The sequence below is a fragment of the Pseudomonas sp. LBUM1641 genome (genome assembly GCF_059716235.1).
In genome coordinates, this window is the sequence record NZ_CP166815.1 from 6,207,088 (window position 1) to 6,230,410 (window position 23,323).

24 protein-coding genes are annotated in these 23,323 nt (G+C 61.8%); 12 read left to right on the forward strand and 12 right to left on the reverse strand.

Annotated elements, in window-relative coordinates; genetic code table 11:
- Positions 1-173 precede the first annotated feature (173 nt).
- The gene (locus ACA046_RS28570; RefSeq protein WP_497675396.1) at positions 174-1,508 is read left to right on the forward strand and encodes an MFS transporter; all 1,335 of its coding nucleotides are present in this window, start codon (positions 174-176) and stop codon (positions 1,506-1,508) included.
- Positions 1,509-1,513: 5 nt separating this feature from the next.
- Here ACA046_RS28570 and ACA046_RS28575 read toward each other — a convergent pair whose 3' ends face one another.
- Positions 1,514-2,392 (reverse strand): DMT family transporter, encoded by an 879-nt coding sequence (locus tag ACA046_RS28575; RefSeq protein WP_258348322.1) that lies wholly within the window; start codon positions 2,390-2,392, stop codon positions 1,514-1,516.
- A gap of 185 nt (positions 2,393-2,577) precedes the next feature.
- Here ACA046_RS28575 and ACA046_RS28580 point away from each other — a divergent pair, with 185 nt between their 5' ends.
- From ACA046_RS28580 to ACA046_RS28590, 3 genes are all read left to right on the forward strand, one after another.
- The gene (locus tag ACA046_RS28580; protein WP_167665219.1) at positions 2,578-2,994 is read left to right on the forward strand and encodes a hypothetical protein; all 417 of its coding nucleotides are present in this window, start codon (positions 2,578-2,580) and stop codon (positions 2,992-2,994) included.
- A 235-nt stretch (positions 2,995-3,229) separates the two neighbouring features.
- Positions 3,230-4,120 (forward strand): KPN_02809 family neutral zinc metallopeptidase, encoded by an 891-nt coding sequence (gene ypfJ, locus ACA046_RS28585; RefSeq protein WP_318302239.1) that lies wholly within the window; start codon positions 3,230-3,232, stop codon positions 4,118-4,120.
- The gene (locus ACA046_RS28590; RefSeq protein WP_497675397.1) at positions 4,121-5,098 is read left to right on the forward strand and encodes an alpha/beta hydrolase; all 978 of its coding nucleotides are present in this window, start codon (positions 4,121-4,123) and stop codon (positions 5,096-5,098) included.
- 148 nt (positions 5,099-5,246) lie between these two features.
- On the opposite strand, the gene ACA046_RS28595 is transcribed toward ACA046_RS28590, so the two are convergent.
- Genes ACA046_RS28595 through ACA046_RS28605 form a run of 3 tightly spaced genes read right to left on the reverse strand, consistent with a single transcriptional unit; the run spans position 5,247 to position 7,311 of the window.
- Positions 5,247-5,834, reverse strand: a complete 588-nt coding sequence (locus ACA046_RS28595) for an HAD family hydrolase (protein WP_497675398.1) — start codon at positions 5,832-5,834, stop codon at positions 5,247-5,249.
- Positions 5,831-6,700 (reverse strand): acyl-CoA thioesterase II, encoded by an 870-nt coding sequence (tesB, locus tag ACA046_RS28600; protein WP_010174840.1) that lies wholly within the window; start codon positions 6,698-6,700, stop codon positions 5,831-5,833. Before tesB ends, ACA046_RS28595 begins: the two co-directional genes overlap by 4 nt.
- A gap of 41 nt (positions 6,701-6,741) precedes the next feature.
- Complete coding sequence (locus ACA046_RS28605; RefSeq protein ID WP_076014055.1) at positions 6,742-7,311, reverse strand: GNAT family N-acetyltransferase; 570 nt, start codon at positions 7,309-7,311, stop codon at positions 6,742-6,744.
- Between the two features lie 76 nt (positions 7,312-7,387).
- On the opposite strand from ACA046_RS28605, the gene ACA046_RS28610 reads away from it, so the two are divergent.
- On the forward strand, positions 7,388-8,308 hold the full coding sequence (locus tag ACA046_RS28610; protein WP_497675399.1) for a histone deacetylase family protein: 921 nt from the start codon (positions 7,388-7,390) through the stop codon (positions 8,306-8,308).
- A 172-nt stretch (positions 8,309-8,480) separates the two neighbouring features.
- Complete coding sequence (locus ACA046_RS28615) at positions 8,481-9,716, forward strand: TIGR03862 family flavoprotein (protein ID WP_497675400.1); 1,236 nt, start codon at positions 8,481-8,483, stop codon at positions 9,714-9,716.
- Between the two features lie 142 nt (positions 9,717-9,858).
- Here ACA046_RS28615 and rhlE1 read toward each other — a convergent pair whose 3' ends face one another.
- Both rhlE1 and yedA read right to left on the reverse strand, forming a co-directional pair.
- On the reverse strand, positions 9,859-11,190 hold the full coding sequence (gene rhlE1 / locus ACA046_RS28620) for an RNA helicase RhlE1 (RefSeq protein ID WP_201140865.1): 1,332 nt from the start codon (positions 11,188-11,190) through the stop codon (positions 9,859-9,861).
- A 48-nt stretch (positions 11,191-11,238) separates the two neighbouring features.
- Positions 11,239-12,135, reverse strand: a complete 897-nt coding sequence (gene yedA / locus ACA046_RS28625; protein ID WP_177113515.1) for a drug/metabolite exporter YedA — start codon at positions 12,133-12,135, stop codon at positions 11,239-11,241.
- Between the two features lie 160 nt (positions 12,136-12,295).
- Between yedA and ACA046_RS28630 the strand changes: the two genes are divergently transcribed.
- Positions 12,296-12,757 (forward strand): Lrp/AsnC family transcriptional regulator, encoded by a 462-nt coding sequence (locus ACA046_RS28630; protein WP_497675401.1) that lies wholly within the window; start codon positions 12,296-12,298, stop codon positions 12,755-12,757.
- A gap of 192 nt (positions 12,758-12,949) precedes the next feature.
- Here the strand turns inward: ACA046_RS28630 and ACA046_RS28635 are convergent, their stop codons facing one another.
- Positions 12,950-13,204 carry an acyl carrier protein gene (locus ACA046_RS28635; protein WP_497675402.1) on the reverse strand — a complete coding sequence of 85 codons (255 nt, stop codon included), beginning with the start codon at positions 13,202-13,204 and terminating at the stop codon, positions 12,950-12,952.
- A 319-nt stretch (positions 13,205-13,523) separates the two neighbouring features.
- Between ACA046_RS28635 and ACA046_RS28640 the strand changes: the two genes are divergently transcribed.
- Positions 13,524-13,817, forward strand: coding sequence for a DUF6124 family protein (locus ACA046_RS28640; protein ID WP_017477876.1), 294 nt, complete (start codon positions 13,524-13,526; stop codon positions 13,815-13,817).
- Positions 13,818-13,980: 163 nt separating this feature from the next.
- On the opposite strand, the gene ACA046_RS28645 is transcribed toward ACA046_RS28640, so the two are convergent.
- The 3 genes from ACA046_RS28645 to ACA046_RS28655 form a co-directional block, all read right to left on the reverse strand.
- The gene (locus ACA046_RS28645) at positions 13,981-14,592 is read right to left on the reverse strand and encodes a 3'-5' exonuclease (RefSeq protein ID WP_017476222.1); all 612 of its coding nucleotides are present in this window, start codon (positions 14,590-14,592) and stop codon (positions 13,981-13,983) included.
- A 24-nt stretch (positions 14,593-14,616) separates the two neighbouring features.
- Positions 14,617-15,093, reverse strand: coding sequence for an NYN domain-containing protein (locus tag ACA046_RS28650; protein ID WP_017476223.1), 477 nt, complete (start codon positions 15,091-15,093; stop codon positions 14,617-14,619).
- A gap of 129 nt (positions 15,094-15,222) precedes the next feature.
- Entirely contained in the window at positions 15,223-15,993 is a 771-nt protein-coding gene (locus ACA046_RS28655) for a DUF2076 domain-containing protein (RefSeq protein ID WP_459023984.1), read from the reverse strand.
- Between the two features lie 179 nt (positions 15,994-16,172).
- On the opposite strand from ACA046_RS28655, the gene ACA046_RS28660 reads away from it, so the two are divergent.
- Both ACA046_RS28660 and ACA046_RS28665 read left to right on the forward strand, forming a co-directional pair.
- The gene (locus ACA046_RS28660; RefSeq protein ID WP_459023986.1) at positions 16,173-16,832 is read left to right on the forward strand and encodes a DUF7847 domain-containing protein; all 660 of its coding nucleotides are present in this window, start codon (positions 16,173-16,175) and stop codon (positions 16,830-16,832) included.
- Between the two features lie 41 nt (positions 16,833-16,873).
- Positions 16,874-17,962 (forward strand): endonuclease/exonuclease/phosphatase family protein, encoded by a 1,089-nt coding sequence (locus ACA046_RS28665; RefSeq protein ID WP_497675403.1) that lies wholly within the window; start codon positions 16,874-16,876, stop codon positions 17,960-17,962.
- Between the two features lie 141 nt (positions 17,963-18,103).
- On the opposite strand, the gene hrpB is transcribed toward ACA046_RS28665, so the two are convergent.
- Entirely contained in the window at positions 18,104-20,611 is a 2,508-nt protein-coding gene (gene hrpB, locus ACA046_RS28670; RefSeq protein ID WP_497675404.1) for an ATP-dependent helicase HrpB, read from the reverse strand.
- A 199-nt stretch (positions 20,612-20,810) separates the two neighbouring features.
- Between hrpB and pmcY the strand changes: the two genes are divergently transcribed.
- Both pmcY and ACA046_RS28680 read left to right on the forward strand, forming a co-directional pair.
- Positions 20,811-21,230, forward strand: a complete 420-nt coding sequence (pmcY, locus tag ACA046_RS28675) for a periplasmic Zn2+ metallochaperone PmcY (RefSeq protein WP_459023992.1) — start codon at positions 20,811-20,813, stop codon at positions 21,228-21,230.
- 15 nt (positions 21,231-21,245) lie between these two features.
- Complete coding sequence (locus ACA046_RS28680) at positions 21,246-22,139, forward strand: cation diffusion facilitator family transporter (RefSeq protein WP_076014068.1); 894 nt, start codon at positions 21,246-21,248, stop codon at positions 22,137-22,139.
- Here the strand turns inward: ACA046_RS28680 and ACA046_RS28685 are convergent.
- Entirely contained in the window at positions 22,136-23,245 is a 1,110-nt protein-coding gene (locus ACA046_RS28685; RefSeq protein ID WP_497675405.1) for a DUF6515 family protein, read from the reverse strand. The genes ACA046_RS28680 and ACA046_RS28685 overlap by 4 nt on opposite strands.
- Between the last annotated feature and the right edge of the window lie 78 nt (positions 23,246-23,323).

The window sequence follows — 23,323 nt, forward strand, 5'->3', positions numbered from 1 at the left end:
GAACCGGTTAGTTTTATGGGCGATTATCGAACAGAATGGCAATCAGCGAATTGACGATTTTTTAGCCACTGCTCACCATCGACAGCACATTGAGTCCCGCTCTGGTTGAGTGGCCTCGGTTAACCAAGACCCTGAACACACCATAAAAATTTCAAAAAAACGGGTACTTCCTCATGCCTTCGCAAAATCCCGCCGTGGCCGTGCGCCACAGCAATCCCCATAGCGGCATCGGCGACAAAATCCGTGGCGCCATGGCTGTCGGTAAAACCCGCTGGGGCATGCTGGCCCTGGTGTTTTTCGCCACCACCCTGAACTACATCGACCGTGCCGCCCTCGGTGTGATGCAACCGATCCTGGCCAAGGAAATGAGCTGGACGGCGATGGACTACGCCAACATCAACTTCTGGTTCCAGGTCGGCTACGCCATCGGCTTTGTGCTGCAAGGCCGGTTGATCGACCGGGTCGGCGTCAAGCGCGTGTTTTTCTGCGCGGTGCTGCTGTGGAGCCTGGCCACCGGCGCCCACGGCCTGGCCACTTCGGCCGTAGGCTTTATGGTGTGTCGGTTCATTCTCGGTTTGACCGAAGCGGCCAACTACCCGGCCTGCGTCAAGACCACTCGGCTGTGGTTCCCCGCTGGCGAGCGGGCAGTGGCCACCGGGATCTTCAATGCCGGCACCAACGTCGGCGCGATGATGACGCCGATGCTGCTGCCGCTGATCCTCCATGTTTGGGGCTGGCAGGCCGCGTTCCTGTGCATGTCGGCACTGGGTGCGATCTGGCTGGTGTTCTGGGGTTTGAAGTACTACAACCCGGAAGACCATCCGAGCGTGAAGCAATCGGAACTGGACTACGTGCAGCAGGAAGTCGAGCCGGAACAACCCCGCGTACCTTTCAGCCGAATCCTGCGCATGCGCGGCACCTGGGCCTTCGCCCTCGCCTACTCGATGACCGCACCGGTGTTCTGGTTCTACCTGTATTGGCTGCCGCCGTTCCTGAATCAGCAATACAACCTGGGCATCAACGTGACCCAGATGGGCATCCCGCTGATCATCATTTACCTGACGGCGGACTTCGGCAGCATCGGCGGCGGGATTCTGTCTTCGTTCCTGATCGGCCGTGGGATGAATCCGATCAAGGCGCGGCTGTTATCCATGCTGCTGTTCGCGTGCTGCATCGTCGGGGTGATCATGGCCGCCGGTTCCAGCCAGTTGTGGGTCGCGGTGTTTGCCATCTCCCTGGCCATCGGCGCGCACCAGGCCTGGACGGCCAACATCTGGAGCCTGGTGATGGACTACACACCCAAGCACATGATGAGCACGGTGTTTGGCTTTGGCGGCATGTGCGCGGCCATCGGCGGGATGTTCATGACCCAGATCGTCGGCCATATCTTGACCGTGACCAACAACAACTACACGGTGCTGTTCACCCTGATTCCGGCGATGTACTTCATCGCGCTGATCTGGATGTACTTCATGGCGCCGCGCAAGATTCCGACCGTCGAGGTCTGAATCTCCTACTTGCGCCGCTGCTGCCAGGCTGCGGCCAACCCGCTCAGACAGATCACCCCGATCCCGACCACCGTGGTCAGGTCCGGGGTGTGGTTGAACACCAGCCAGCCCAACAACCCCGCAAACACGATCTGGCAATAGCCAAACGGCGCCAGCAAGGCCGGCGCCGCGAAGCGGAACGCCTGGGTCAGCATCAAGTGCGCGGTCATCCCGCAACTGCCCAGCGCCAGCATCAACACCCCATGCCACAGGCTCGGCACCTGCCAGAAGAACGGCACCAGCGCGCTCATCACCAAGGTGTTGCACAGCCCGGCGAAGAAGTTGCTGGTGGTGGGCGTGTCGTACTTGCTGAGGATGCGGGTGAGCAGTTGGTAGAAGCAGAAGAACAGCGCGGACGTCAGCGGCAACAACACCGCCGGGGTGAACAGCTCACCGCCCGGGTGCACAATGATCAGCACCCCGATGAACCCGCAAATCACCGCCAGCCATTGGCCACGGGTCACGTGCTCACCCAGCAGCGGCACCGACAGGGCGGTGACCAGGATCGGCGCAAGAAAGTTGACCGCCGTGGCCTCGGCCAACGGGATAAAGTGCAGCGCCGCCGTGAAAAACAGGCTGGTGCCCAGCAAGCACAAAGCCCGCGCCACCTGCAGCAAAGGGCGCTTGCTGCGCAGCACCCGCAGCCCTGATTGCGGCAGGAAAATCCCGGCCATCAACAGCGTATGCACTAGGTAACGGGCCCACACCACCATCACGATCGGGTAAAACCCGGCCAGGTATTTGGACAGCGCGTCGTGGCTGGAAAACAGAAAAGTGGCCACCACAATCAGCAAAATGCCTTTGAGCGGGTGGTTGACGCCGGAAAGTGGGGTGCTGAGGGTCATTGCATTCTCTTGAGTGGCAGGCTGAAATGACCGCCGCATACCGCGGCATAATCTAGAACGGGTGACGCGCCTCGCTCAAGAGCATAACCAAACACTGTTCGAACAGCGCACTAAATTGCGGTTTTCCAGTCCAACGCTCACGTCCGCCCGCCCATTGCGCGTTTTTTAACCAAGGCCTTCGTACCATGAAAAAAACCCTGTTTATTCTTTCGACCCTGGCGCTGCTCAGCGCCTGCGACAAACAAGCCGAGACCGCCAAAGCACCGGCACCGCCCTCCGTCCAAGCGACGCTGGTACCGGAAGTGCTGCCCACCGACAAATGGGTCGGCAAGTGGATTGGCGTCGAAGGCCTGAACCTGACCATCGCCAAGGACGACAGCATCGGCCGCGGCCACTATGTACTGACCATGAAATACGGCCTGGATGACGATGATTCCGGCACCTTCAAGGGCCAGGCCTCTGAAGACGGCATCACCTTTGAACGCCCGGACGGCCCGCAGATCCTGAGCGCCGGCGACGGCGAAGCCACCGGCCTGAAATGGCTGGCCGACAAGAAAGACTGCCTGATCGTCGACACCGGTGAAGGTTATTGCCGCGACTGACACCCATAACTTCCCGCTGGACACCCACTACCTGTGGCGAGCGGGCTTGCCCCGCGTTGGGCTGCGCAGCAGCCCCATAGCAGGCAAAAGTGTTCTTTCTGGAAGGATTCGGTGTTCTTATTGGGACTGCTACGCAGTCCAACGGGGGACAAGCCCCCTCGCCACCGACAGCCGGACTGGCGCCAACCCTACACACCAACAACACTGAGCTGCAGAACATCAAGAGGATTGCCACATGCTATGGAAAAAAGGCCGACGCAGCGACAACGTGGTGGACGCCCGCGATGACAGCGGTGGTGGTGGCGGCGGCATGCGCTTTGGCGGCGGCAAGGGCCTGAGCCTGACGGCGATCGTGCTGATCGTCGGCATCGGCTGGCTGACCGGCCAGGACCCGATGCAGATCCTCGGCCAACTCAGCGGCCAGCTCACCGAGCAAGCGCCCTCCGTCAGCCCGCAAACCCGCCAGGCACCGCCGGCCAATGATGAACAGGCCGACTTCGTGCGCGCCGTCCTCGGCGACACCGAAGACACCTGGGCCCAGGTGTTCCAGGAAAACGGCCTGAGCTACAAGAACCCCAAACTGATCCTGTTCCGCGGCCGGGTGAACTCCGCCTGCGGTGGCGCCACGTCCGCCAGCGGGCCGTTCTATTGCCCGGCAGACCAACAGGTATACCTGGACCTGGATTTCTTCCGGGAAATGTCCCAACGCTTCAAGGCCGCCGGGGATTTCGCCCAGGCCTACGTAATCGCCCATGAAGTCGGACACCACGTTCAGACGCTGCTGGGCATCTCCGCGAAGATTCAGGCAGCCCGCCAGCAAGGCCGGCAGATGCAAGGCGACGGCGGCCTGTTGGTGCGCCAGGAGCTGCAAGCCGACTGCTTCGCCGGGGTGTGGGCCAACCGCGCGCAAAAGCGCCTGAACTGGCTGGAACCCGGCGACATTGAAGAGGCACTGAATGCGGCCAACGCCATCGGCGATGATCGCTTGCAGCAACAGGGCCAGGGCCGCGTGGTGCCTGACTCGTTTACCCACGGCACCTCGGCACAGCGGGTTCGCTGGTTCAAGACCGGCTTCGCCCAGGGCCAGATCACTCAATGCGACACCTTTACCGCCAAGAGCCTTTAAATGAATAAACGACTGGGTCTGCTGTTAGGTTTGTTGATCACCTGTTCCACCCCCACCTGGGCTGCCGAGCATGGCGTCAAGGTGGTCAGTCCCGATCGTTTTCACCTGGATGCCGGCGACCTGAGCGTCGGCTTGAGCCAGGACTGGCGCCAGCCACTGCCTCAAGTCACCCGCGCGCTGATCATCGTGCATGGCCGCCTGCGCAACGCCATGACCTACCTGGGCAGCGGCGAAAAAGCCGCCGAAGCCGCAGGGGAAAACGCCAATACCCTGGTGATTGCGCCGCAGTTTCTCAACCAGACCGACATCAAGCGCAACCAGATCGACAGCCAGACCCTGCGCTGGAACAGCAATGACTGGATGGCCGGCGAGCCGTCCACCGGCCCGGGCCAAATCAGCTCCTACGGCGCGTTGGACCAGATCATCAAGCACCTGGGCAACCGCAAGCTGTTCCCGAACCTGAAAGAAATCGTGGTGGCCGGCCATTCTGGCGGCGGCCAAGTGGTGCAGCGTTTTGCACTGACCGGGCATGATCACCCGCTACTGCAAACCGAAGGCATCAGCCTGCGCTACGTGGTGGCCAACCCTTCGTCCTACGCGTACTTCAGCCCGCAACGGTCGGTGAAGTTCGATGTGGCCAGTTGCCCGGGCTTCAATGACTGGAAATACGGCATGCAAAACCTGCCGGCCTACGCCAAGGGGCAAAGTGCCGAGCAGCTTGAGCAGGCGTACGTGTCGCGCAATGTCACTTACCTGCTGGGCCAGCAAGACACCGACCCGAATCACCCGGCGCTGGACAAGAGCTGTGGGGCTGAAACCCAGGGTGCGTATCGGTTGATTCGCGGGCACAACTACTTTGACTACCTCAAGCAGCGGCACCCGCAGTTGGGCCACAAGCTGGTGGAAGTGCCGGGGGTTGGGCATGACGGGGACAAGATGTTTACGTCGCCTGAAGGGCAGAAGGTATTGTTTCCATAACCCCTGAAGAAACCGGATCCAAATGTGGGAGCGGGCTTGCTCGCGAATGCGGTGTGTCAGTCAATACATGTGCTGACTGATCCACCGCATTCGCGAGCAAGTCGAATCGTGGCACCGCCGCTCCCACATTGGATTTTCATCGACCGGACTAAATCATCCGGCGCAATACCGTGCAATCTTCGGCATGCCAATCCGCAAGTTCCGGCCACGGGTTATCCGGCAAGTTAACCAACACCGTCTTGGTCCCCGCCGCCCGCCCACAATCCAGATCAAACCGGTAATCACCGACCATCACCATCTCTTGCGGCGCCACTTCCCACGCTTGCGCCAGCTTCAACAAACCACCCGGATCAGGCTTGGGCGGCGCATCATCGCGCCCCAACACGTCCTCGACCGCAAAGCAGTCCGCCAGGCCGATTGCCTGCAACGTCACATGGGCCAGCTCCCGCACATTGCGCGTCAGGATGCCCAGGCGATAACCACGCCCGGCCAATTCCCGCACCAACTCCACCGCGCCCTCAGCCGCCACCGAACCCAGAGCCAATTCACGCTCGTGCTCCAGCAGCCACGCATGCTTGGCTGCTGCTTCGTCAGCGGGCAATGCCGCCAGGTGCGTAAGAATGTCGTCAGTCGCCGGAATATCCAGCGCCACGCGAATCGCCGCAAAGTCATGCACGGCCACCGTCAGGGTGCCATCCATGTCGAACACCCAATGCCTCACATCACTCAGGCTCATGCCCAATCCTTGCGATGACGAATCAAGCCTTCTTGGGTGACCGACGCCACCAGTTGCCCGGCGCGGTTGTACACGCTGCCCCGGGAGAACCCACGGGAATTGCCGGCCCAAGGGCTGTCCATGGCGTAGAGCAACCAGTCATCGGCACGCAGGTCGGCGTGGAACCACAACGCGTGGTCGAGGCTGGCGACTTGCATGTCTTTCTGCCACACGGTTTTGCCGTGGGGCAGCAGCGATGTGGTCAACAGGCCGAAGTCCGAGGCGTAGGCCAGCAGGTATTTGTGCAGCGCTGGCGAGTCGGCCAAGGCGCCATCCGCGCGAAACCACACGTATTTGACCGGGTCGGACGGCTGCGGGTTGTACGGGTCTTTCTCGGTCACCGGCCGCACTTCGATCGGCTTGGGGCACAGCAGCTTTTCGCGCATGTGCTCAGGAATCAGGTGCGCACGCTGCTGGGTCAGTTCCAGCTCCGACGGCAGGTTTTCCGGGCCGACCACCACAGGCATGGTGGTCTGGTGCTCGAAGCCTTCTTCGTCGTACTGGAACGAAGCGCTGCACGTGAAGATCGGGTTGCCCTTCTGGATCGCCGTCACCCGGCGCGTGCTGAAACTGCCGCCATCGCGCACCCGGTCGACCGAATAAACCACCGGCAACGCCGCATCGCCCGGGCGCAGGAAGTAACCGTGCAACGAATGCACATGCCGCGTTTCTTCAACGGTCTGGCTGGCCGCCGACAGCGACTGGCCGAGCACTTGGCCGCCGAACAACTGGCGAAAGCCCAGGTCCTGGCTGCGGCCACGAAAGAGGTTTTCCTCGATCGGCTCCAGGGTCAGCAGGTCCACCAGATCTTCCAACACTTGGCTCATAGAGCATCTCCTACAACAATCTATTGGGCATTCCGGGCTGCTTATCCGTGCAGCGTGTCCAACCATTGGGCGCGGGTGATGCGATACAACACATGATGCCGCACCGGGTCATCCGCTGCGACCTTGGGGTGTTCAAAATCTGCCAGGGGATCGTAATGCATACCGATGGCTTGCATGACTTTTTGTGATGGCAGATTGGCTTCAGTGGTAAACGAAACGATCTCGTCCAGCTTCAGCCGGTCGAAACCACAGCGCAAGGCGGTCCAGGCCGCCTCACTGGCATAGCCCAGGCCCCAGTGTTCCTTGGCCAGGCGCCAACCGATTTCCACCGCTGGGGTGAACGGCGCCTCGAAGCTGACATTCAGCAAGCCGGTGAGGCCGATGAATTCGCCGCTGTCCTTACGCTGCAACGCCCACAGGCCAAAACCGTACTCGGCAAAATGGCCGCGAATACGTCCGATCAGCGCAGCGCTTTCCAGGCGGCTCAAGGTGGCCGGGAAATAACGCATCACCTGCGGGTCGGCGCACATGCGCGCAAACTCCGGCAAGTCGGCATCACTCCATTGGCGCAGCACCAGGCGTGCGCTTTCCAATTCCAGTATCGGCTCCATTGGTCCCCCTCCCTTGCCATGTGCGTGAGTGTAACGCGCTGTTAAGATCCGTCGCTGGTTCCCGTCAGAAATCGCCATGCCTTTGCCATTGATCTACCACGACGACTACAGCCCCGAGTTCCCGGCGGACCACCGCTTCCCCATGGATAAATTCCGCCTGTTGCGCGACCACCTGGTGGAGAGCGGCCTGACCAAGGACAGCCAGTTGCTGCGCCCGGAACTCTGCCCTGCCGAGATTCTGGCCCTGGCCCATGAACCTGGGTATATCGAACGCTACATGAGCGGCGAGTTGTCCCGCGAAGACCAGCGGCGCCTCGGCCTGCCCTGGAGCGAAGCCCTGGCCCGGCGCACCGTGCGCGCGGTGGGCGGCTCGTTGCTGGCGGCCGAGCAGGCCCTGGAGCACGGCCTGGCCTGCCACCTGGCCGGCGGCACCCACCACGCCCACTACGATTACCCGGCAGGTTTCTGCATCTTCAATGACCTGGCGGTGATCAGCCATTACCTGCTGGCCAGCGGGCGGGTCAACCGGGTGCTGATCTTCGACTGCGACGTGCACCAGGGCGACGGCACCGCACGCATCCTGCACGACACCCCGGACGCGATCACCGTGTCCCTGCACTGCGAAAAAAACTTCCCCGCCCGCAAGGCCGAAAGCGACTGGGACATCGCGCTGCCGATGGGCATGGGCGACGCGGACTACCTCAAGGTGGTCGACGATGCCCTCAACTACCTGCTGCCGCTGTATCAGCCCGACCTGGTGCTGTACGACGCCGGCGTAGATGTGCACAAGGACGACGCCCTCGGCTACCTCAAGCTGACAGACGCAGGCGTCGCTGCCCGCGATGAAAGCGTGATGCGCCACTGCCTGGGCCGGGATATTCCAGTGGTCGGCGTGATCGGCGGTGGCTACAGCAAAGACCGCCCTGCCCTGGCCCGTCGTCACGGGATCCTGCACCACAGTGCGCAGCGGGTCTGGACGTCATCAGGTTGTCATTGAGTTATGCACCTTACCCACAATCGCTGTGGAACTGCCTGTGGATAACCTGAGTGAAAGCCTCTGCAAGCCATAAGCTGCATGGGCTGCAGAAGGCTGTTCGTTTTTTGATCAGGCAGGTTCGCCGTCCTCGGGTAGAATGCTCGGCCTACTTTGCCGAACCGCAGTTATCCCCATGCCCCAGCCTCAAACCTCACCTCAACACGTCATCATCATCGGCGGCGGCCCCGCCGGGCTGATGGCCGCCGAAGTGTTGAGCCAGGCCGGAGTCCGGGTCGACGTGTACGACGGTATGCCGTCGGTTGGCCGCAAGTTCCTGCTGGCGGGCGTGGGCGGCATGAACATCACCCACTCCGAAGCCTACCCGGCGTTCCTGTCGCGCTACGCCGAGCGCGCACCGTTCATGGCGCCGTTGCTGCGTCAGTTCGGTGCCGAAGCGTTGTGCGAATGGATACATGGGCTGGGGATTGAAACCTTTGTCGGCAGCTCCGGCCGGGTGTTTCCTACCGACATGAAAGCCGCCCCGCTGCTGCGCGCCTGGCTCAAGCGCCTGCGGGACCAAGGCGTAGTTATCCACACCCGTCATCGCTGGCTGGGCTGGAATCCCGACGGCAGCCTGCTTATCCACAGCCCCGAGGGCGAAAAAAATGTGCACGGTGATGCGGTGCTGCTGGCGTTGGGCGGCGGCAGCTGGTCGCGGCTGGGCTCGGACGGGGCATGGTTGAAATTGCTGGAAGACAAAGACGTGCCCTACACGGCGCTGCAACCGAGTAACTGTGGATTTGAGGTGTCGGCCTGGAGCGAATTGATGGTCAGCAAATTCGCCGGGGCGCCGTTGAAAAACGTCGCCATCGGGTTAGCGGACGATAAACCTCGGCTGGGTGAATGCGTGATCACCGCCACGGGCATCGAAGGCAGCCTGATCTATGCGTTGTCGGCACCGATTCGTGAGGCGATCAACCGGAATGGATCGGCCACGGTGCATATCGACCTGCTGCCAAGTAAGCCGCTGGACAAGGTGATTGCAGCACTGAGCAAGCCACGCGGCTCACGCTCGATGAGCAAGCATCTGCACAGTCAGTTGGGATTGGACGGGGTGAAGGCGGCGCTGCTGCGGGAATTGACCCCAGCCGAGCATTTCAATGATCCGGCGCAGTTGGCGGTGGATATCAAGGCGCTGCCGCTGACGCTGGTGAAAACCCGGCCGATGGACGAAGCCATCAGTACTGCGGGCGGTGTGCCGTTTGAGGCGCTGGATGAACGCTTGATGATCAAGCAATTGCCGGGCGTGTTTTGCGCAGGCGAGATGCTGGATTGGGAAGCACCGACGGGCGGGTATTTGCTGACGGGGTGTTTTGCCAGCGGGCGAGTGGCTGGGCGCGGCGTGCTGGAATGGCTGGCGGCTAACTGATTACCTGTGGCGAGGGAGCTTGCTCCCGCAGGGCTGCGTAGCGGCCCCAAAAAAAATGGGAGCGCTGCGCACTCCAGCGGGAGCAAGCTCCCTCGCCACAGCAAGCTCCCTCGCCACAGCAAGCTCCCTCGCCACAGTGACCTTACTTCTTCTTACGCGGGCCGGTATTAAACGCAGGCACCTTGCGCACCGGCTTGATCGACGGCTCAGCCACCGACACTTCGCCACTCTCCACCCACTTGCCCAGGTTGCGCTTGCCGCCACCGGACGCCTTGGGTTTCTTCGGCTTTTTCGGCTTCTTCACCACCTGGCCAGTGGCATCGGTATCCGGCACGCGATGTTCCGGCTCGAAGTCCTGCTCCATCTTCCGGGTCAATGTCTGACGGGTCAGCATCTCAATGGCCGACAGCATGTTCACTTCATCCGCACACACCAGGGAAATCGCCTCACCGGTGTTGCCCGCACGACCGGTACGGCCAATACGGTGGATGTAATCCTCAGCCACGATCGGCAGGTCAAAGTTGACCACCAGCGGCAAGTCTTCGATGTCCAGGCCACGGGCCGCTACGTCAGTAGCCACCAGAATCTGCACGTCACTGCTCTTGAAGCGATCCAGCGCGCGCTGGCGAGTGGCTTGTGGCTTGTCGCCGTGAATCCCGTCGGCATTGATGCCCAGGCCCTGGAGTTTTTCCACCAGCGCATCCACGCCGTTGCGGGTCTTGGCGAACACCAGCACCTGCTTCCAGCGGCCCTTGCGCATCAGGTGCACAAACAGCTCCGCCTTGCGCTTCTTGTCCACCGGCACCACCCACTGCTTAACAGTATTGGCGGCAACGTTGCGCGGGCTGACTTCGACGGTCAGCGGATCAATCAGCATCTGCCCGGCCAACTGGCGGATCTCGTCGGAGAAGGTCGCGGAGAACAGCAACGTCTGGCGCTTTTTCGGCAACATGCGGTAGATGTTCGCCAGCTCTTCGGAGAAGCCCAGGTCGAGCATGCGGTCGGCTTCGTCCAGCACCAGGGTTTGCAGCTGGTTGAGTTTCAGCGCGTTCTGGCGGAACAGGTCGATCAGGCGACCAGGGGTGGCGACCAGCACATCAACACCCTTGCGCAGCTTCATCATCTGCGGGTTGATGCTCACGCCGCCGTACACGGCGTAAGTGGTCAGCGGCAAGTTTTGGGCGTACTCGGCGACGCTGGCGTGAACCTGCTCGGCCAGCTCGCGGGTCGGGCACAGGATCAGCGCGCGCACCGAGTTGGCGCTGACTTTCGGCCCTTCCATGGTCAGAAGTTGCAGCAGCGGCACGGCGAAACCGGCGGTCTTGCCGGTGCCGGTCTGGGCCGCAGCCATCAGGTCGCGACCGGCCAGCACCGCCGGAATGGCTTGCGCCTGCACCGGCGTCGGGGTCTGGTAGCCAAGCGTCTCAAGGGCGCGCAGCAAGGGTTCGATCAGGCCAAGTGTGGCGAAAGTCATGGAAATACCGTAGGAAAAAGTCAGCGCAAGGTCGCAATGCGCGGCAGTTTACCTTATTTCCGGTTTCGGCTTTCGCCACTGTGGCAGGCTGATCAGCAGCACAGCGCTGATGATCACCAACATCGCCAGGGCCTCTTCCGTGCCGATGGTCTCGCCGACAAATACAATCCCGAGCAACACCGCCACCGCCGGGTTGACGTAGGCATAGCTGGTTGCTGCCGCCGGGCGCACGTGCTTGAGCAGGTACATATAGGCATTGAAGGCGATGATCGAGCCGAACACGGTCAAGTACGCCAAGGCCAGCCAGCCTTCCAGCGGCGGCATGGCTTGCAGGTGTTCGCCGCTGACGGCACTTAGCACCAGCAGCACGGCGCCTGCAATCAGCATCTCCGCCGCACTCGCCATCGCACCTTGAGGCAGCGGCAAATGCTTGCTCCACACCGACCCAAAGGCCCAGGCAGCCGCCGCAAAAATCAGCAAGGCCGCACCGGTGGGGCTCGATTGCAGGTTGGAGCCCATATTCAGCATGGCGATGCCGATAATCCCCAGCACCACACCGGCCCATTCCAGGCGGGTATTACGCGCGCCCCAGAAATAACCACAGAGCAAGGTGAACAAAGGCACGGTCGCCACCGCCAACGCGGCAACCCCGGACGCCACGCCCGTATGCTCAGCCACACTGACCGCGCCGTTGCCGAAGGTCAGCAGCAAAATGCCGATCTTCGCGGCAGCCTTCCACTGCACCCACGTCGGCGCCGGCGCCCCGCGCCAGCGCAGGAAGGCATACATCAGCGCGCCTGCCGTCATAAAGCGAATCCCCGCCAGTAGCAACGGCGGCCAATACTCCACACCGATACGAATCACCAGGTAGGTAGACCCCCAGATCACGTACAACGCAAAAAAGGCAGCGATCAACGGTAAGGGAAAGCGACGTGGGCCAGGCATTGGGTAGCTCTGCGGCAGGACAAAGGAGCGTTATTTTAGAAATCCCCGGCGGTAAACATAAGTTACAAAACCTGTTTAAAGCGCCCGTACACTTTTCAAAACACGGTTATCAAGGCTATAAACCGTGCTTTCGAAAGCCACCCGTTCCCGGAGCCTTATCATGGACAAATACGACCGCATGCTTCTCAGCGCCCTGCTGGAAGACGGCCGCGCGTCCTACGCGCAATTGGCGCGCACGGTGAACCTGTCCGCGCCCGCCGTGGCCGAACGGGTAGCGAAGCTGGAGGCCAGCGGGGTGATTACCGGGTATCAGGCCAAGGTTGACCTGTCGAAGGTGGGGTTGCCGATTCAGTGCGTGATTGAGCTGCGGCTGACCAACCATGGGAGCCAGAAAGTGTACGACGCCCTGGCGGAAATCCCTGAATTGACTGAGTGCCATCGAGTGACCGGCGATCCGTGCGTGATCATGCAGGCGGCGGTGGGGTCGATGCCGGAGCTGGAGAGTTTGATCAATCGGGTGGCTAAGTTTGGGCTCAGCAAGACCTCGATCATCTTGTCGAGCGCGATAGAGCGGCGGGTGCCGTTGGGGCAGTTGGAGGGAAATGGGAAGAGTGGGACCTGAACACGCCGCTCGGCGGCTCGTTCCCACGCTCTGCGTGGGAACGCATCCGGTGACGCTCTGCGTCACGACTTGAAGAGCGGACGCAGAGCGTCCAGGGCGGCATTCCCACGCGGAGCGTGGGAACGATCACCATCCAGCCTCACAACGCGGTCAACTGTGTAAGCTGGCTTGCCTGCGATGTCGTCAGTAGATTCACCGCTGCCGCACAATCAAGTCGACGATTTGTTTAATGGTAGTGATACCGCTCCAGTCTTCCTGGGCCGCGCGCAAATCGAACTGCCACTTGATCTGCATGACGAAGCAAGTCAGGTCGTCATCAATGATCTCAAAGTCATGAATAAAATCCGTTTGCTCTGTCACTTGGCTTCGGTCGATGAAGCCGACGATATCAACAAAAAGTTGAATGACTTTTTCGCTGATCTCAAATCGCGCGAGGTTACTTTCCATTTCCTTCCTCATACGCCTACTTTTTTGGGGCCAGCAAGACTGATCCCTTTCATTTGCAGGACCTTTCCTAGAAAATCCAGCCGCCTTGTTTCGGCCGGATCAGGTAGCTAGTCTCGCTCGGTCATCGAACAATCGGTGACCGGACGTGCAAGTCCGACCAACGGGAAATGCGTAAATGCCTTATGGCAGCTGTGCGCGGGAGATTTTCGGATCTGCCGGGCTTATTCCGTCCCGGTCTTGCACACCCGCGTACTGCTGCCACCCTCATTCGCGTGCAAGCGAACGGGTGAAGCTTCTTACCTTACGGAGTAGCTACACCATGGTCAAAGTCACCCCCGATCCACCAGAGTTTTGCAGCGACAGCCCACTCACCCGCCGCGCCATCGATTACTACCTCAAAGCCTCCGCCCCGGACGGCGCACCTTTCGTGCTCAACGACAACATGAGTTTCGAAGACGCCCTGGCACGGGCGGCCGATTTGCTGCATTGCGCCGTGGCAACCGCACAGATACCCGGCGAGCCGATGAACGGGCAGCAACGGGCTGTGATGCATCTGGTGGAGATGGCGAAGGTGGTGGTGGATCGGTCGCTGGACTGTTTACAGCCTCGATAACACCGCAAAACTCATGTGGGAGCGGCGGTGCGACGATTCGACTTGCTCGCGAAGGCGCCGTGTCAGTCAGCACATGTGTTTGCTGATACACCGCATTCGCGAGCAAGCCCGCTCCCACATTTGGATCTTCGCAATGTTGAAGAGGGCATTCGGCTTGAGCGCCTTAGAACCCGCGATGCTTCTTCAGATGATCATTGATCTTCGCCGCCGGAACCTTCTGCAAGCTGCACAGCAGTTCGTGTGACAACTCTCGCAACCCGTGGGTGCGGCGCAGTTCCTGGGCCAGATGCGCGGTGAGGTTCGCCGCCATCTCCGCATCCGCCATCGCCCGGTGAGCCTTGCCGGTGTGGGGCAGTTGGGCAAATGAGGTCAGCGTACCCAGCTTGTGATTCGGCGCCGCCGGCATCAAGCGCCGCGCCAGCAACAATGAACAGGCAAACTTCTGCAAACGGGTACGCCGGATCAACCCCAGCTCGAAATCCCAGAACTTCTGGTCAAACGCGGCGTTGTGCGCCAGCAGCGGCGTGGTGCCGACAAACTCGTTCACCTCGTTCATCACCCGCTCTGCCGACGGCGCCGTGCGCAGCATGGCGTTGCTGATGCCGGTCAGTTGCTCGATAAACCCCGGCACGCGTACGCCGGCGTTCATCAGGCTCTGGTAGCGGTCCACGATCTGGCCCTGCTCCAGGATGACCACGGCAATTTCCGTGGCCCGGCAGCTGCTGCTCGGCTGGATGCCGGTGGTTTCAAAGTCGATGACCGCTATACGTTCCAAACCTGTTCCAACTCCGTCAAAAAACTATTTAAGCAGCAACGCGCCTTCGATCGGCACGTAGCGGCTGGCGGCGCGTATCAGTGAGTTGGCCGTCAGCCCCGGCACGCCGTAGGCCACAGCCTCGACGCCGTGCTTGTTGATGATGCGGTCCAGCAGCATGTCGAAATCACCGTCGCCGGAAGCCAGTACCACTTCGTCGACATGGGCGGCGGCGTCCATGATGTCGATGGTGATGCCCACGTCCCAGTCGCCCTTGGCCGAGCCGTCGCTGCGCTGGATGTAAGGCTTGAGCTTCACGGTAAAACCAAGGTTGCGCAGGATTTGCTGGAACTGCTGCTGCTTGCTGTCGCCACGGTCGATGGCATAGGCGTACGCCTCGACAATCTGCCCGCGCTGGCTGATGTCAGCCCACAGGGCGGCGTAGTTGAAGTGACAGCCGTACGCCTGGCGCACGGTGTAGTAGAGGTTTTGTACATCGGCGAACACGGCTATCTTTTTCACCGCAAATCCTCATGACACGCGCATGGACCCCGGACTCAAAGGCCCGGAAAGGTTGCCAGTATGCCAGCCACAAGGCCGTTTCCGAGAAAAATCAGCCCGGGGCGACGAAGCGCCCCGGTTGAGTGTGGGTCAGACGAAGGAATCGTCGTCGCCAAAGGAGGAGGAGTCGTCGGAATAGTCGTTGTCGGCGAAGCTGTCGGAGCTGTTGTCACTGCCCCAGTTGTCGTTGCCGGCAAATTTCTGGTCGTCGTTGCCCCAGTTGCCGTTGTCGCTGGCCGGGGCCGGCTCTTCGCGGATGATTTCTTCCACGACTTGCGGCTGCTGCGAGTTGTGGCTGAACAGGCTGCTGATGCCTTCTGCCAGCATCACACCACCGGCCACGCCGGCTGCGGTTTTCAGTGCGCCGCCGAGGAAACCGCTGCCGATCGGCGCTGCGGGGGCCTGCTGTGGTTGCTGGTAATTCTGCTGCGGGGCACCGTAGTTCTGCTGCGGTGCGGGTTGCCCGCCAAACGACGGACGCGCCGGTTCACGCCAGCCGCCGCCGGAGGACGCAGGCGCGTTCTGGGCAGGCTGCGGGTCGCGGGAGCCGCCACCAAAGATGCTCGACAGGAAACCGCCGCTGCTGGGTGCAGGCTGCGCCGCCTGGGACCTGGCCTGTTGCAGCTGGTCCTGCAATTGCTGAATTTGTTGGGCCTGCTGCTTGTTCTGCGCATCAAGGCTCTTGATTGCATGCTCTTGCACCAGAATCGACTGAGTCATGTAGTACGCAGCGGCCGGTTGGCGAGTGACGTGTTCCTTGATCCGCGCTTCGGCCTGGGCGTCGCGGGGGGCTGAGTCCGTTTCGGCTTGCTGCAACCGTGAAAACAGTCCATCGATCAGGGTTTGCTCTTCGCTGTTCATGGCGACCTCGTTAGATTGCCGGTAGAAATCTTCGCCTTGCCCACTATGTGCAAGGTACAACCCAGTTATGGGGCTGTTACTGATTGTTTCAATGGTCTTTACGCAAGGTTTACGTTTGCTTGCATCTGGTCATGATCGGTTAAAGTAACGCCCTTGCTTTTCGGCCTGTGAAGACCCTGATGAATCCGTTAGACGTACTGCGCGACTCCTTTTTCTTTTTCAAGCGCAACCTGGGTGCCATCGTGCAGTTGTGCCTGCCATTGGTAATACTTGAGGCGCTGCTGCAACAGGTGCTCGACCACACCCTCGGCCCTGATGCATTTCCCGGCTACAGCGTGATTGTCGGGCTGTTGGTGTACCCGCTGTACACCGGCGCGCTGATCCTGTTTCTCGACGCCCGCACCCGGGGCGAATCGCCGCGCACCCCGGATGTGCTGGCCATGGCCCTGACCCTGTGGCCGCGCTTCGCCTTGCTGACGGCGGTCAGCACACTGCTGATCCTGTTGGGCCTGTCGCTGTATTTCCTGCCGGGCTTATGGCTGATGGTGGTGCTGGCCTTCGCCGAGTACTTGCTGGTGCTGCGGGGCATGTCGGCGCTGGCGGCCATGAAGGAAAGCCTGCGCCTGACCCGTGGGCATTTCTGGCGCATCCTCGTGTGCCTGCTGTGCGTGATGACCCCACTGTGGTTGCTCAAGGGCGCCAGCGTGGCGGTCTACCCGGATCCGAACCCGCTGCTGGGCCTGCTGATGGACAGCGCGCAAAGCTTCCTGCAGCTGTTCACCAGCGTGGTGTTGTTCCGCCTGTTCATGTTGATTGGTGGCGACGCCGACGCGCGGTGATATGCTCCGGGCCTTGTCCTGCAACGCCATAAGCCGAGCCGATGACCCGATTACTGCGCATTACCTTGCTGGGCCTGCTGATCCTCGCGGCCCTGCTGACCGGCTTGATCTACAGCCTGACCTGGCGCCCTGCCGACAAGGAAACCCTGCCCATCCGCTGCGTCGCGCCCCGTGCGCCGACCCTGCTGCCGGGCCAGGCCCTCAAGGTCATGACCTGGAACGTGCAATACCTGGCGGGCAAGAACTACGTGTTCTGGTACGACACCGCGGACGGCAGCGGCCCGGACGACCGCCCCACCGTTGAAGACATGGCCGCCAGCCTCGACGAAGTGGCACGGGTGATCCGCGACGAGCAGCCAGACATCCTGCTGTTGCAGGAAGTCGACGAAGGCGCCAAGCCTTCCAGCTACCAGGACCAACTGGCCTTGCTCCAGGAGCGCCTGGCCGACCTCTATCCGTGCAGCGTCCAGGCATTCGACTGGAAAGCCGACTTTGTGCCCGACCTGCACATCTTCGGCAGCGTCGGCCGCAAGCTGGTGACCATGAGCCGCTACCAGATCGAACACGCCGAACGCCTGCAATTGCCCGTGGCACAGGCCAATCTGATCAGCCGCCAATTCCAGGCCAAACCCGCGTTATTGCTGACCTACCTGCCGTTGAGCGACGGCGGCCAGTTGGCCGTCCTCAATACTCGCCTCGACGGCACGGCCCCATGGCACAACGCGGTGCTGGAACAGGTGCAGGCGACCGTCAAGCTGGTGGATAAATTCGAAAGCCGTGGCACGCCATGGCTGATGGGCGGGGATTTCAACCTGCTGCCCCTGGGGCAGTTCCTGCGCCTGGACGCCGGCAAGCGCGTGCAATATTCGCCGGACAGTGAACTGCATCTGCTGTGGGAAAAGTACCCGATGATCCCGAGCAACAACGAATCCAGCGGCATTGATCGGGATAAATGGCTGACGTATTTCCCGAATGACCCGACCGTGGACGGGCCGGATCGTACGCTGGACTACCTGTTCTACAGTTCGCGAATCAAAAAGGTTGAGAGCAAGGTGCGACAGAGCGATACGGTGCGTATCTCCAATCACTTGCCGGTGATTGCGCGGTTCCTGTTGCCCGCCGCGCAGTAAGCCACACTGCAAATACTCTGTGAAAACCGATTTATGTGGGAGCGGGCTTGCTCGCGAAAGCGTTGGGTCAGTCGACATCTACATTGACTGACACTCCGCTTTCGCGAGCAAGCCCACTCCCACATTTGATCTTCATCGCGCTTACTTTCTCGGTTTGATCCGAGCAGTCGGTTCAGCGATCAACGGATCATCCGGCCAGTAATGCTTCGGATACCGCCCTTTCAAATCCTTCTTCACCTCGGCGTAAGTACTGCGCCAGAAGTTCGCCAGATCCTGGGTTACCTGCACCGGACGCCTTGCCGGTGACAACAGGTGCAGCTTGACCACCTGCCGCCCGCCGGCTATCCGTGGGGTGTCCGCCAGCCCGAACAATTCCTGCAAGCGCACCGCCAGAATCGGCGGCTGCTCGCTGTAGTCCAGACGCACCGACGAGCCCGACGGCACCTTCAGATGGTGCGGCGCCAACTCGTCCAACCGCGCAGGCAACGGCCACGGCAGCAAGTTATGCAGGAAGCTGGAAATATCCAGATTGGCAAAATGGCTCAGGCGCGACACCTTGCCCAGGTAGGGCATCAACCAATGTTCCAGGCTGGCGAGCAAGGCGCTGTCGCTGACATCCGGCCATTCACTGGCCTTGCCGGTGTCCAGATGACGCAGCAGCATCACCCGCGCCTGCCATTGGCGCAGTTCAGGGGTCCAGGGCAGCAGTTCGAGGCCTTTGCGCCGTACCAGGTTTACCAGCGCCTGGCTGCGGGCAGACTCGTCAAGGCCGGTCAGCGGCTCGCGGCTGAGCACCAGTTCGCCAACCTTGCGCTGGCGTTCGGCCCGCAGTACGCCTTCGCGTTCGTCCCAATCCAGCTGGTCGACGTTGCGCACCTGCTCGGCCAATACCGAATCAAACAACGCCGGATCAAAATCCGCCGCGAGGTAAATCCGTTCTTCGCGCTGGCCCTGGCGGCTGCCCAGGTCGGCGATCACCAGCCAGGGTTGTTTCATCAGGCTGTCGGCTTCGGCGAACAGCGCGGCGCGGCCATTGGCGAGGCGGTATTCGGCACCGCCCGCACGCCGTTGCTGGGCGACACGGTCCGGGTAGGCCAGCGCCAGCAACGCGCCGAGCCAGCGCGGATGATCGGGATCAGCGACCGGTTGCTCAGCCTTGCCTCTTAAATAGCCACGGTACTGCCGAGCCAGTTGTTTGGCACGCTGCACGCCACCTTGGGTTCCACGGGCCTTTTCTTCGCCGGATAACAACGCCAGGCGACTGTGCAAATCCGCGCCGGCACCGCGCAAGATATCGCGTTCACCCAGCAGCGCCGCTACGTCACAGGCCATGTTTGCCAGGCCCAAATCCTGACCACGCAACAGCAAATGAGCGATACGAGGATGCGCGGGTAACCCGGCCATTTTTTGGCCGTGGGCGGTCAGCTTGGTATCGCTCAACGCGCCAAGACGCTCGAGCAAATCCTGGGCCTGTGCATAAGCGGCGGTTGGCGGCACGTCGAGCCACACCAACTGAGTCGGCGCTACGCCCCAGCGGCCTAATTGCAGCGCCAAACCGGAAAGATCCGCCGAGAGAATTTCCGCGCTGGAATACGCCGCCAGCCCTTCATGTTGATCCTCGGACCACAACCGATAACACACCCCCGGCTCCAGTCGCCCTGCCCGGCCGGCACGCTGGGTGGCGCTGGCGCGGGAGATGCGCTGGGTGTCGAGACGGGTCATGCCGCTGCCCGGGTCAAAGCGCGGGACCCGCGCCAGCCCGGCGTCGATCACCACGCGCACGCCGTTGATGGTCAGGCTGGTCTCGGCAATGTTGGTGGCCAGCACCACTTTGCGCTGGCCGGCGGGCGCCGGGTCGATGGCGGCGCGTTGGGCCGCCAGGTCCAGTTCGCCATGCAACGGGCACAGCAGCACGTTGGTGTTATCACCCAGTGCGTCAGCCAACTGCTGATTGACCCGACGAATTTCCGCCTGGCCCGGCAGGAACACCAGCACGCTGCCGGTTTCATCGTGCAGGGCTTCAAGGATGGTCTGCACCAACCGCGGCTCGATAAATTCGCCGGGCTGGAATGGCCGACCCCAGCGCGTCTGCACCGGGTACATGCGCCCTTCGCTGCGCAGGATCGGCGCGTCGTCCAGCAACCCGGCCAGGCGCTCGCCTTCCAGGGTGGCGGACATCAGCAGGATCTTCAGTGGCTGCTCGTCGCGAAACAGGTCTCGGCCATTGAGGCTCAGGGCCAACGCCAGGTCGGCGTCCAGGCTGCGTTCGTGGAACTCGTCGAAGATCAACAAACCCACGCCGTCCAGCGCCGGATCATCCTGCAAGCGGCGAGTGAGGATGCCTTCGGTGACCACTTCGATACGGGTGTTGGGGCCGACCTTACTGTCCAGGCGAATACGGTAGCCGACGGTTTCGCCGACCTTTTCACCCAGCTCGCTGGCCAGCCTTTCTGCCGCTGCGCGGGCGGCCAGGCGGCGGGGTTCGAGCATCAAGATGGTTTGCCCGGCCAGCCAGGGTTCATTCAACAGCGCCAACGGCACCCGTGTGGTTTTACCGGCGCCGGGCGGTGCTTCGAGCACGGCTTCATGGCGCGTCGCCAAGGCGTCACGCAGGGCGGGTAAAACATCATCGATTGGCAACGAATTCATACTGGCTCCAAAGCAGAGCGGCGAGTATAACGGCGAACTGCCGGGTGTCAGTGGTGGTCTCAAAGGCATACCCTTCACTTGTAGGCGCGAGTTTGCTCGCGAAAAACCCGAGAGCGCCGCGCGCACTCAGGCAGTACGCGTTATCGTTGACGTTTTTCGCGAGCAAGCTCGCTCCTACAGTTCATTTCAGGAGAGTCCCATGCGTGTTGCTTCCCGTGTCATCGGCAGTGTTCTGGCCGTCACCCTGCTGAGCCAGTTGACGGCGTGCGGTTCGATTTTCTACCCCGACCGCCGTGGCCAGATCGACGGCAAGATCGACCCGGCGATTGCCGTGCTCGATGCGGTCGGCCTGCTGTTCTACGTGATCCCGGGCCTGATCGCCTTTGGTGTCGACTTCGCCACCGGCGCGATTTATTTCGAACCGGGCAAAACCGCCCAAGTGGCCCCGGAAAAACTCCAGCAAGCCATCGGCGCCGACGGCAAGGTCGACAACGCCAAGCTGCAAACCATCATCCAGAAAGAAACCGGGCGTAACCTGCCGCTGGACGACCCGCGCATGATCCAGTTCAAGGGCAGCGTGCAACAGCTCGCCACCCTGGGCCTGCAACCCGCCGCTTAAGGACTGACCCGCCCCATGACCACCAGTCCCGAACACGCCCGGCTGTTGCGCCTGGCCACCCGCGCGTCCGTCGGCGTGGCCTGTGTGCTGATTGTGACCAAGGCCATCGCCTGGTGGCTCAGCGGCTCGGTGAGCATGCTCGCCGGGCTGACCGACTCGCTGCTCGACGGCGTCACCTCGCTGCTGAATTTGCTGGCCGTGCACTACGCGTTGCGCCCGGCGGATGACGATCATCGTTATGGCCATGGCAAGGCAGAATCTCTGTCGGGCATGGCCCAGGCGCTGTTCATCGCCGGCAGTGCGGTGTTGATCGCGTTCCAGGCGTTCCAGCGCTTGCAGCATCCGGAGCCGGTGGGCGCGCCATGGCTGAGCATTGGCGTGATCGTTCTGTCCCTGGCGCTGACGGCGGCGCTGCTGATCCTGCAATACCGGGTGATCCGCGAAACCGGCTCGAATGCCATCCGCGCCGACTCGCTGCACTATCGCTCAGACTTGATGCTCAACGGCAGCATCCTGGTGGCGCTGGTGCTGGCGGCGTTCGGCTTTCATCAGGTGGACGCCTGGTTCGGCCTGGGCATCGCGGCCTACATCTTGTGGAGCGCCATCCAGATCGCCCGGGAAAGTTTTTCGGTGCTGATGGACGAGGAACTGCCGCCGGATGTCAGCCAGCACATGCTCGAACTGGCGTGCAGTGTGCCCGGTGTATTGGGGGCGCATGATTTGCGCACGCGGATTTCCGGCAGCCACTGGTTCGTGCAGTTGCACCTGGAGTTACCGGGAGAGTTGAGTTTGTCCGTGGCCCACGGCATCAGCGATCAAGCCGCCGATGCCATCCACAAAGCCTACCCGCGAGCCGAAGTGCTGGTGCACGCCGACCCGCAGGAAGTGGTCAAGGGCGCGAAGGCCTAGTACTGCACCTGATAGCCGCGACTGCTCAGGCAGTTGCCTTGGGCCTGGCGGTAGGTTTGCACCACGGCCGGGTCTGGGGCGTAGGTGACGGTCCTTGGGTCAAAACCACTTTGTTGCACCGCCCAGCGATAGCAGTCGTAACCGTCCTGCTGGACCTGCGCCGGTGATTGGCCGTTGGCCGGGTAAGCCACCACGTCATACCCATTGCCTTGGGGAGCAGGCTGCGGCGCTGGCGCGGCGGGTGGCGGCTGCACCACCACGTACTGCTGGCTGCTTTCCTCGTAGGTGTAATAGGCACCGGCGGCAAGGAAAAACAGTGCGCTGCCCACCCACACTTCCCGTGCGTAATCCGGCAGGTATTGCACGCGAATCCCGTATGGCGGCGCCACTACGACATAGCGCGGGCCTTGTGGGCGATACCAGTAGCCACCCGAGAAAAAGTAGTCCTGGCCACGATACGGCACGCGGTAGTTGCGGTCGGGGAAACGGTCGACGGTGTAACCGGGACGGTACTGCGGGCCGGGACCCCAGCCATTACCGTGCCCGTCGGGACGGCCCGGCCAGCGGTGATCGTTGGGGTGGTTATTGCCACCGCCATTAAAGCCGGGCCGGCCGGGACCACCTTGGCCGCCATTGCCGGACTGCCAGTGCTGATTGCCATCGTTGCGACGCGGAATGTCCTGGTAGTTGCCGGGACGCGGTTCCTGGGTCTGGCGCACGGTATCCGGGCGGCCCTGGATCGGCAGATTATTGGCCGGCTGGGGCGCCTGGTGCGGAGGTTGTTGCTGATTGCCTTGCGGGCGACCTTGCCACTGGCCACCACCGTTCGGGCGCTCGAAATTCTGATTCTGCGGCCGTGGCTGATTATTTTCGAAATGCTGGTTCTGCGGACGCGGCTGATTGTTCTCGGGACGAGGGGCTTCAGGACGTGGTTGATTATTTTGCGGTCGAGGCTGGTTGTTCTGCGGCCGCGGCTGGTTATTGCCCGGGCGCCCTTCCTCACGCTGGCCACCGCCTTCAGAGCGAGGCTGTTCGTCGGCCATCACTTGCGCACCAACGGTTACCATCAGCAAACCAACACCTGCCAAACGCCAGATGCGCTTCATGCTATTCCTCACTGCGGATTAGGGCCTACTCGTAAGACTGGAAAACCGGGGCCCGGTTCTGCGACAGGTTATCAGTCA

Excerpts from the sequence above, each read along its gene's own strand:
- ACA046_RS28655 (WP_459023984.1), bottom strand. The coding sequence starts at position 15,993 with ATGAACAGCGAAGAGCAAACCCTGATCGATGGACTGTTTTCACGGTTG.
- ACA046_RS28640 (WP_017477876.1), top strand. The coding sequence starts at position 13,524 with ATGGTCAAAGTCACCCCCGATCCACCAGAGTTTTGCAGCGACAGCCCA.
- tesB (WP_010174840.1), bottom strand. The coding sequence starts at position 6,700 with ATGAGCCAAGTGTTGGAAGATCTGGTGGACCTGCTGACCCTGGAGCCG.
- ACA046_RS28615 (WP_497675400.1), top strand. The coding sequence starts at position 8,481 with ATGCCCCAGCCTCAAACCTCACCTCAACACGTCATCATCATCGGCGGC.
- ACA046_RS28685 (WP_497675405.1), bottom strand. The coding sequence starts at position 23,245 with ATGAAGCGCATCTGGCGTTTGGCAGGTGTTGGTTTGCTGATGGTAACC.
- ypfJ (WP_318302239.1), top strand. The coding sequence starts at position 3,230 with ATGCTATGGAAAAAAGGCCGACGCAGCGACAACGTGGTGGACGCCCGC.
- ACA046_RS28680 (WP_076014068.1), top strand. The coding sequence starts at position 21,246 with ATGACCACCAGTCCCGAACACGCCCGGCTGTTGCGCCTGGCCACCCGC.
- ACA046_RS28595 (WP_497675398.1), bottom strand. The coding sequence starts at position 5,834 with ATGAGCCTGAGTGATGTGAGGCATTGGGTGTTCGACATGGATGGCACC.
- ACA046_RS28635 (WP_497675402.1), bottom strand. The coding sequence starts at position 13,204 with ATGGAAAGTAACCTCGCGCGATTTGAGATCAGCGAAAAAGTCATTCAA.
- ACA046_RS28590 (WP_497675397.1), top strand. The coding sequence starts at position 4,121 with ATGAATAAACGACTGGGTCTGCTGTTAGGTTTGTTGATCACCTGTTCC.
- yedA (WP_177113515.1), bottom strand. The coding sequence starts at position 12,135 with ATGCCTGGCCCACGTCGCTTTCCCTTACCGTTGATCGCTGCCTTTTTT.
- ACA046_RS28610 (WP_497675399.1), top strand. The coding sequence starts at position 7,388 with ATGCCTTTGCCATTGATCTACCACGACGACTACAGCCCCGAGTTCCCG.
- ACA046_RS28575 (WP_258348322.1), bottom strand. The coding sequence starts at position 2,392 with ATGACCCTCAGCACCCCACTTTCCGGCGTCAACCACCCGCTCAAAGGC.
- ACA046_RS28605 (WP_076014055.1), bottom strand. The coding sequence starts at position 7,311 with ATGGAGCCGATACTGGAATTGGAAAGCGCACGCCTGGTGCTGCGCCAA.
- ACA046_RS28570 (WP_497675396.1), top strand. The coding sequence starts at position 174 with ATGCCTTCGCAAAATCCCGCCGTGGCCGTGCGCCACAGCAATCCCCAT.
- rhlE1 (WP_201140865.1), bottom strand. The coding sequence starts at position 11,190 with ATGACTTTCGCCACACTTGGCCTGATCGAACCCTTGCTGCGCGCCCTT.
- ACA046_RS28580 (WP_167665219.1), top strand. The coding sequence starts at position 2,578 with ATGAAAAAAACCCTGTTTATTCTTTCGACCCTGGCGCTGCTCAGCGCC.
- pmcY (WP_459023992.1), top strand. The coding sequence starts at position 20,811 with ATGCGTGTTGCTTCCCGTGTCATCGGCAGTGTTCTGGCCGTCACCCTG.
- hrpB (WP_497675404.1), bottom strand. The coding sequence starts at position 20,611 with ATGAATTCGTTGCCAATCGATGATGTTTTACCCGCCCTGCGTGACGCC.
- ACA046_RS28665 (WP_497675403.1), top strand. The coding sequence starts at position 16,874 with ATGACCCGATTACTGCGCATTACCTTGCTGGGCCTGCTGATCCTCGCG.
- ACA046_RS28660 (WP_459023986.1), top strand. The coding sequence starts at position 16,173 with ATGAATCCGTTAGACGTACTGCGCGACTCCTTTTTCTTTTTCAAGCGC.
- ACA046_RS28630 (WP_497675401.1), top strand. The coding sequence starts at position 12,296 with ATGGACAAATACGACCGCATGCTTCTCAGCGCCCTGCTGGAAGACGGC.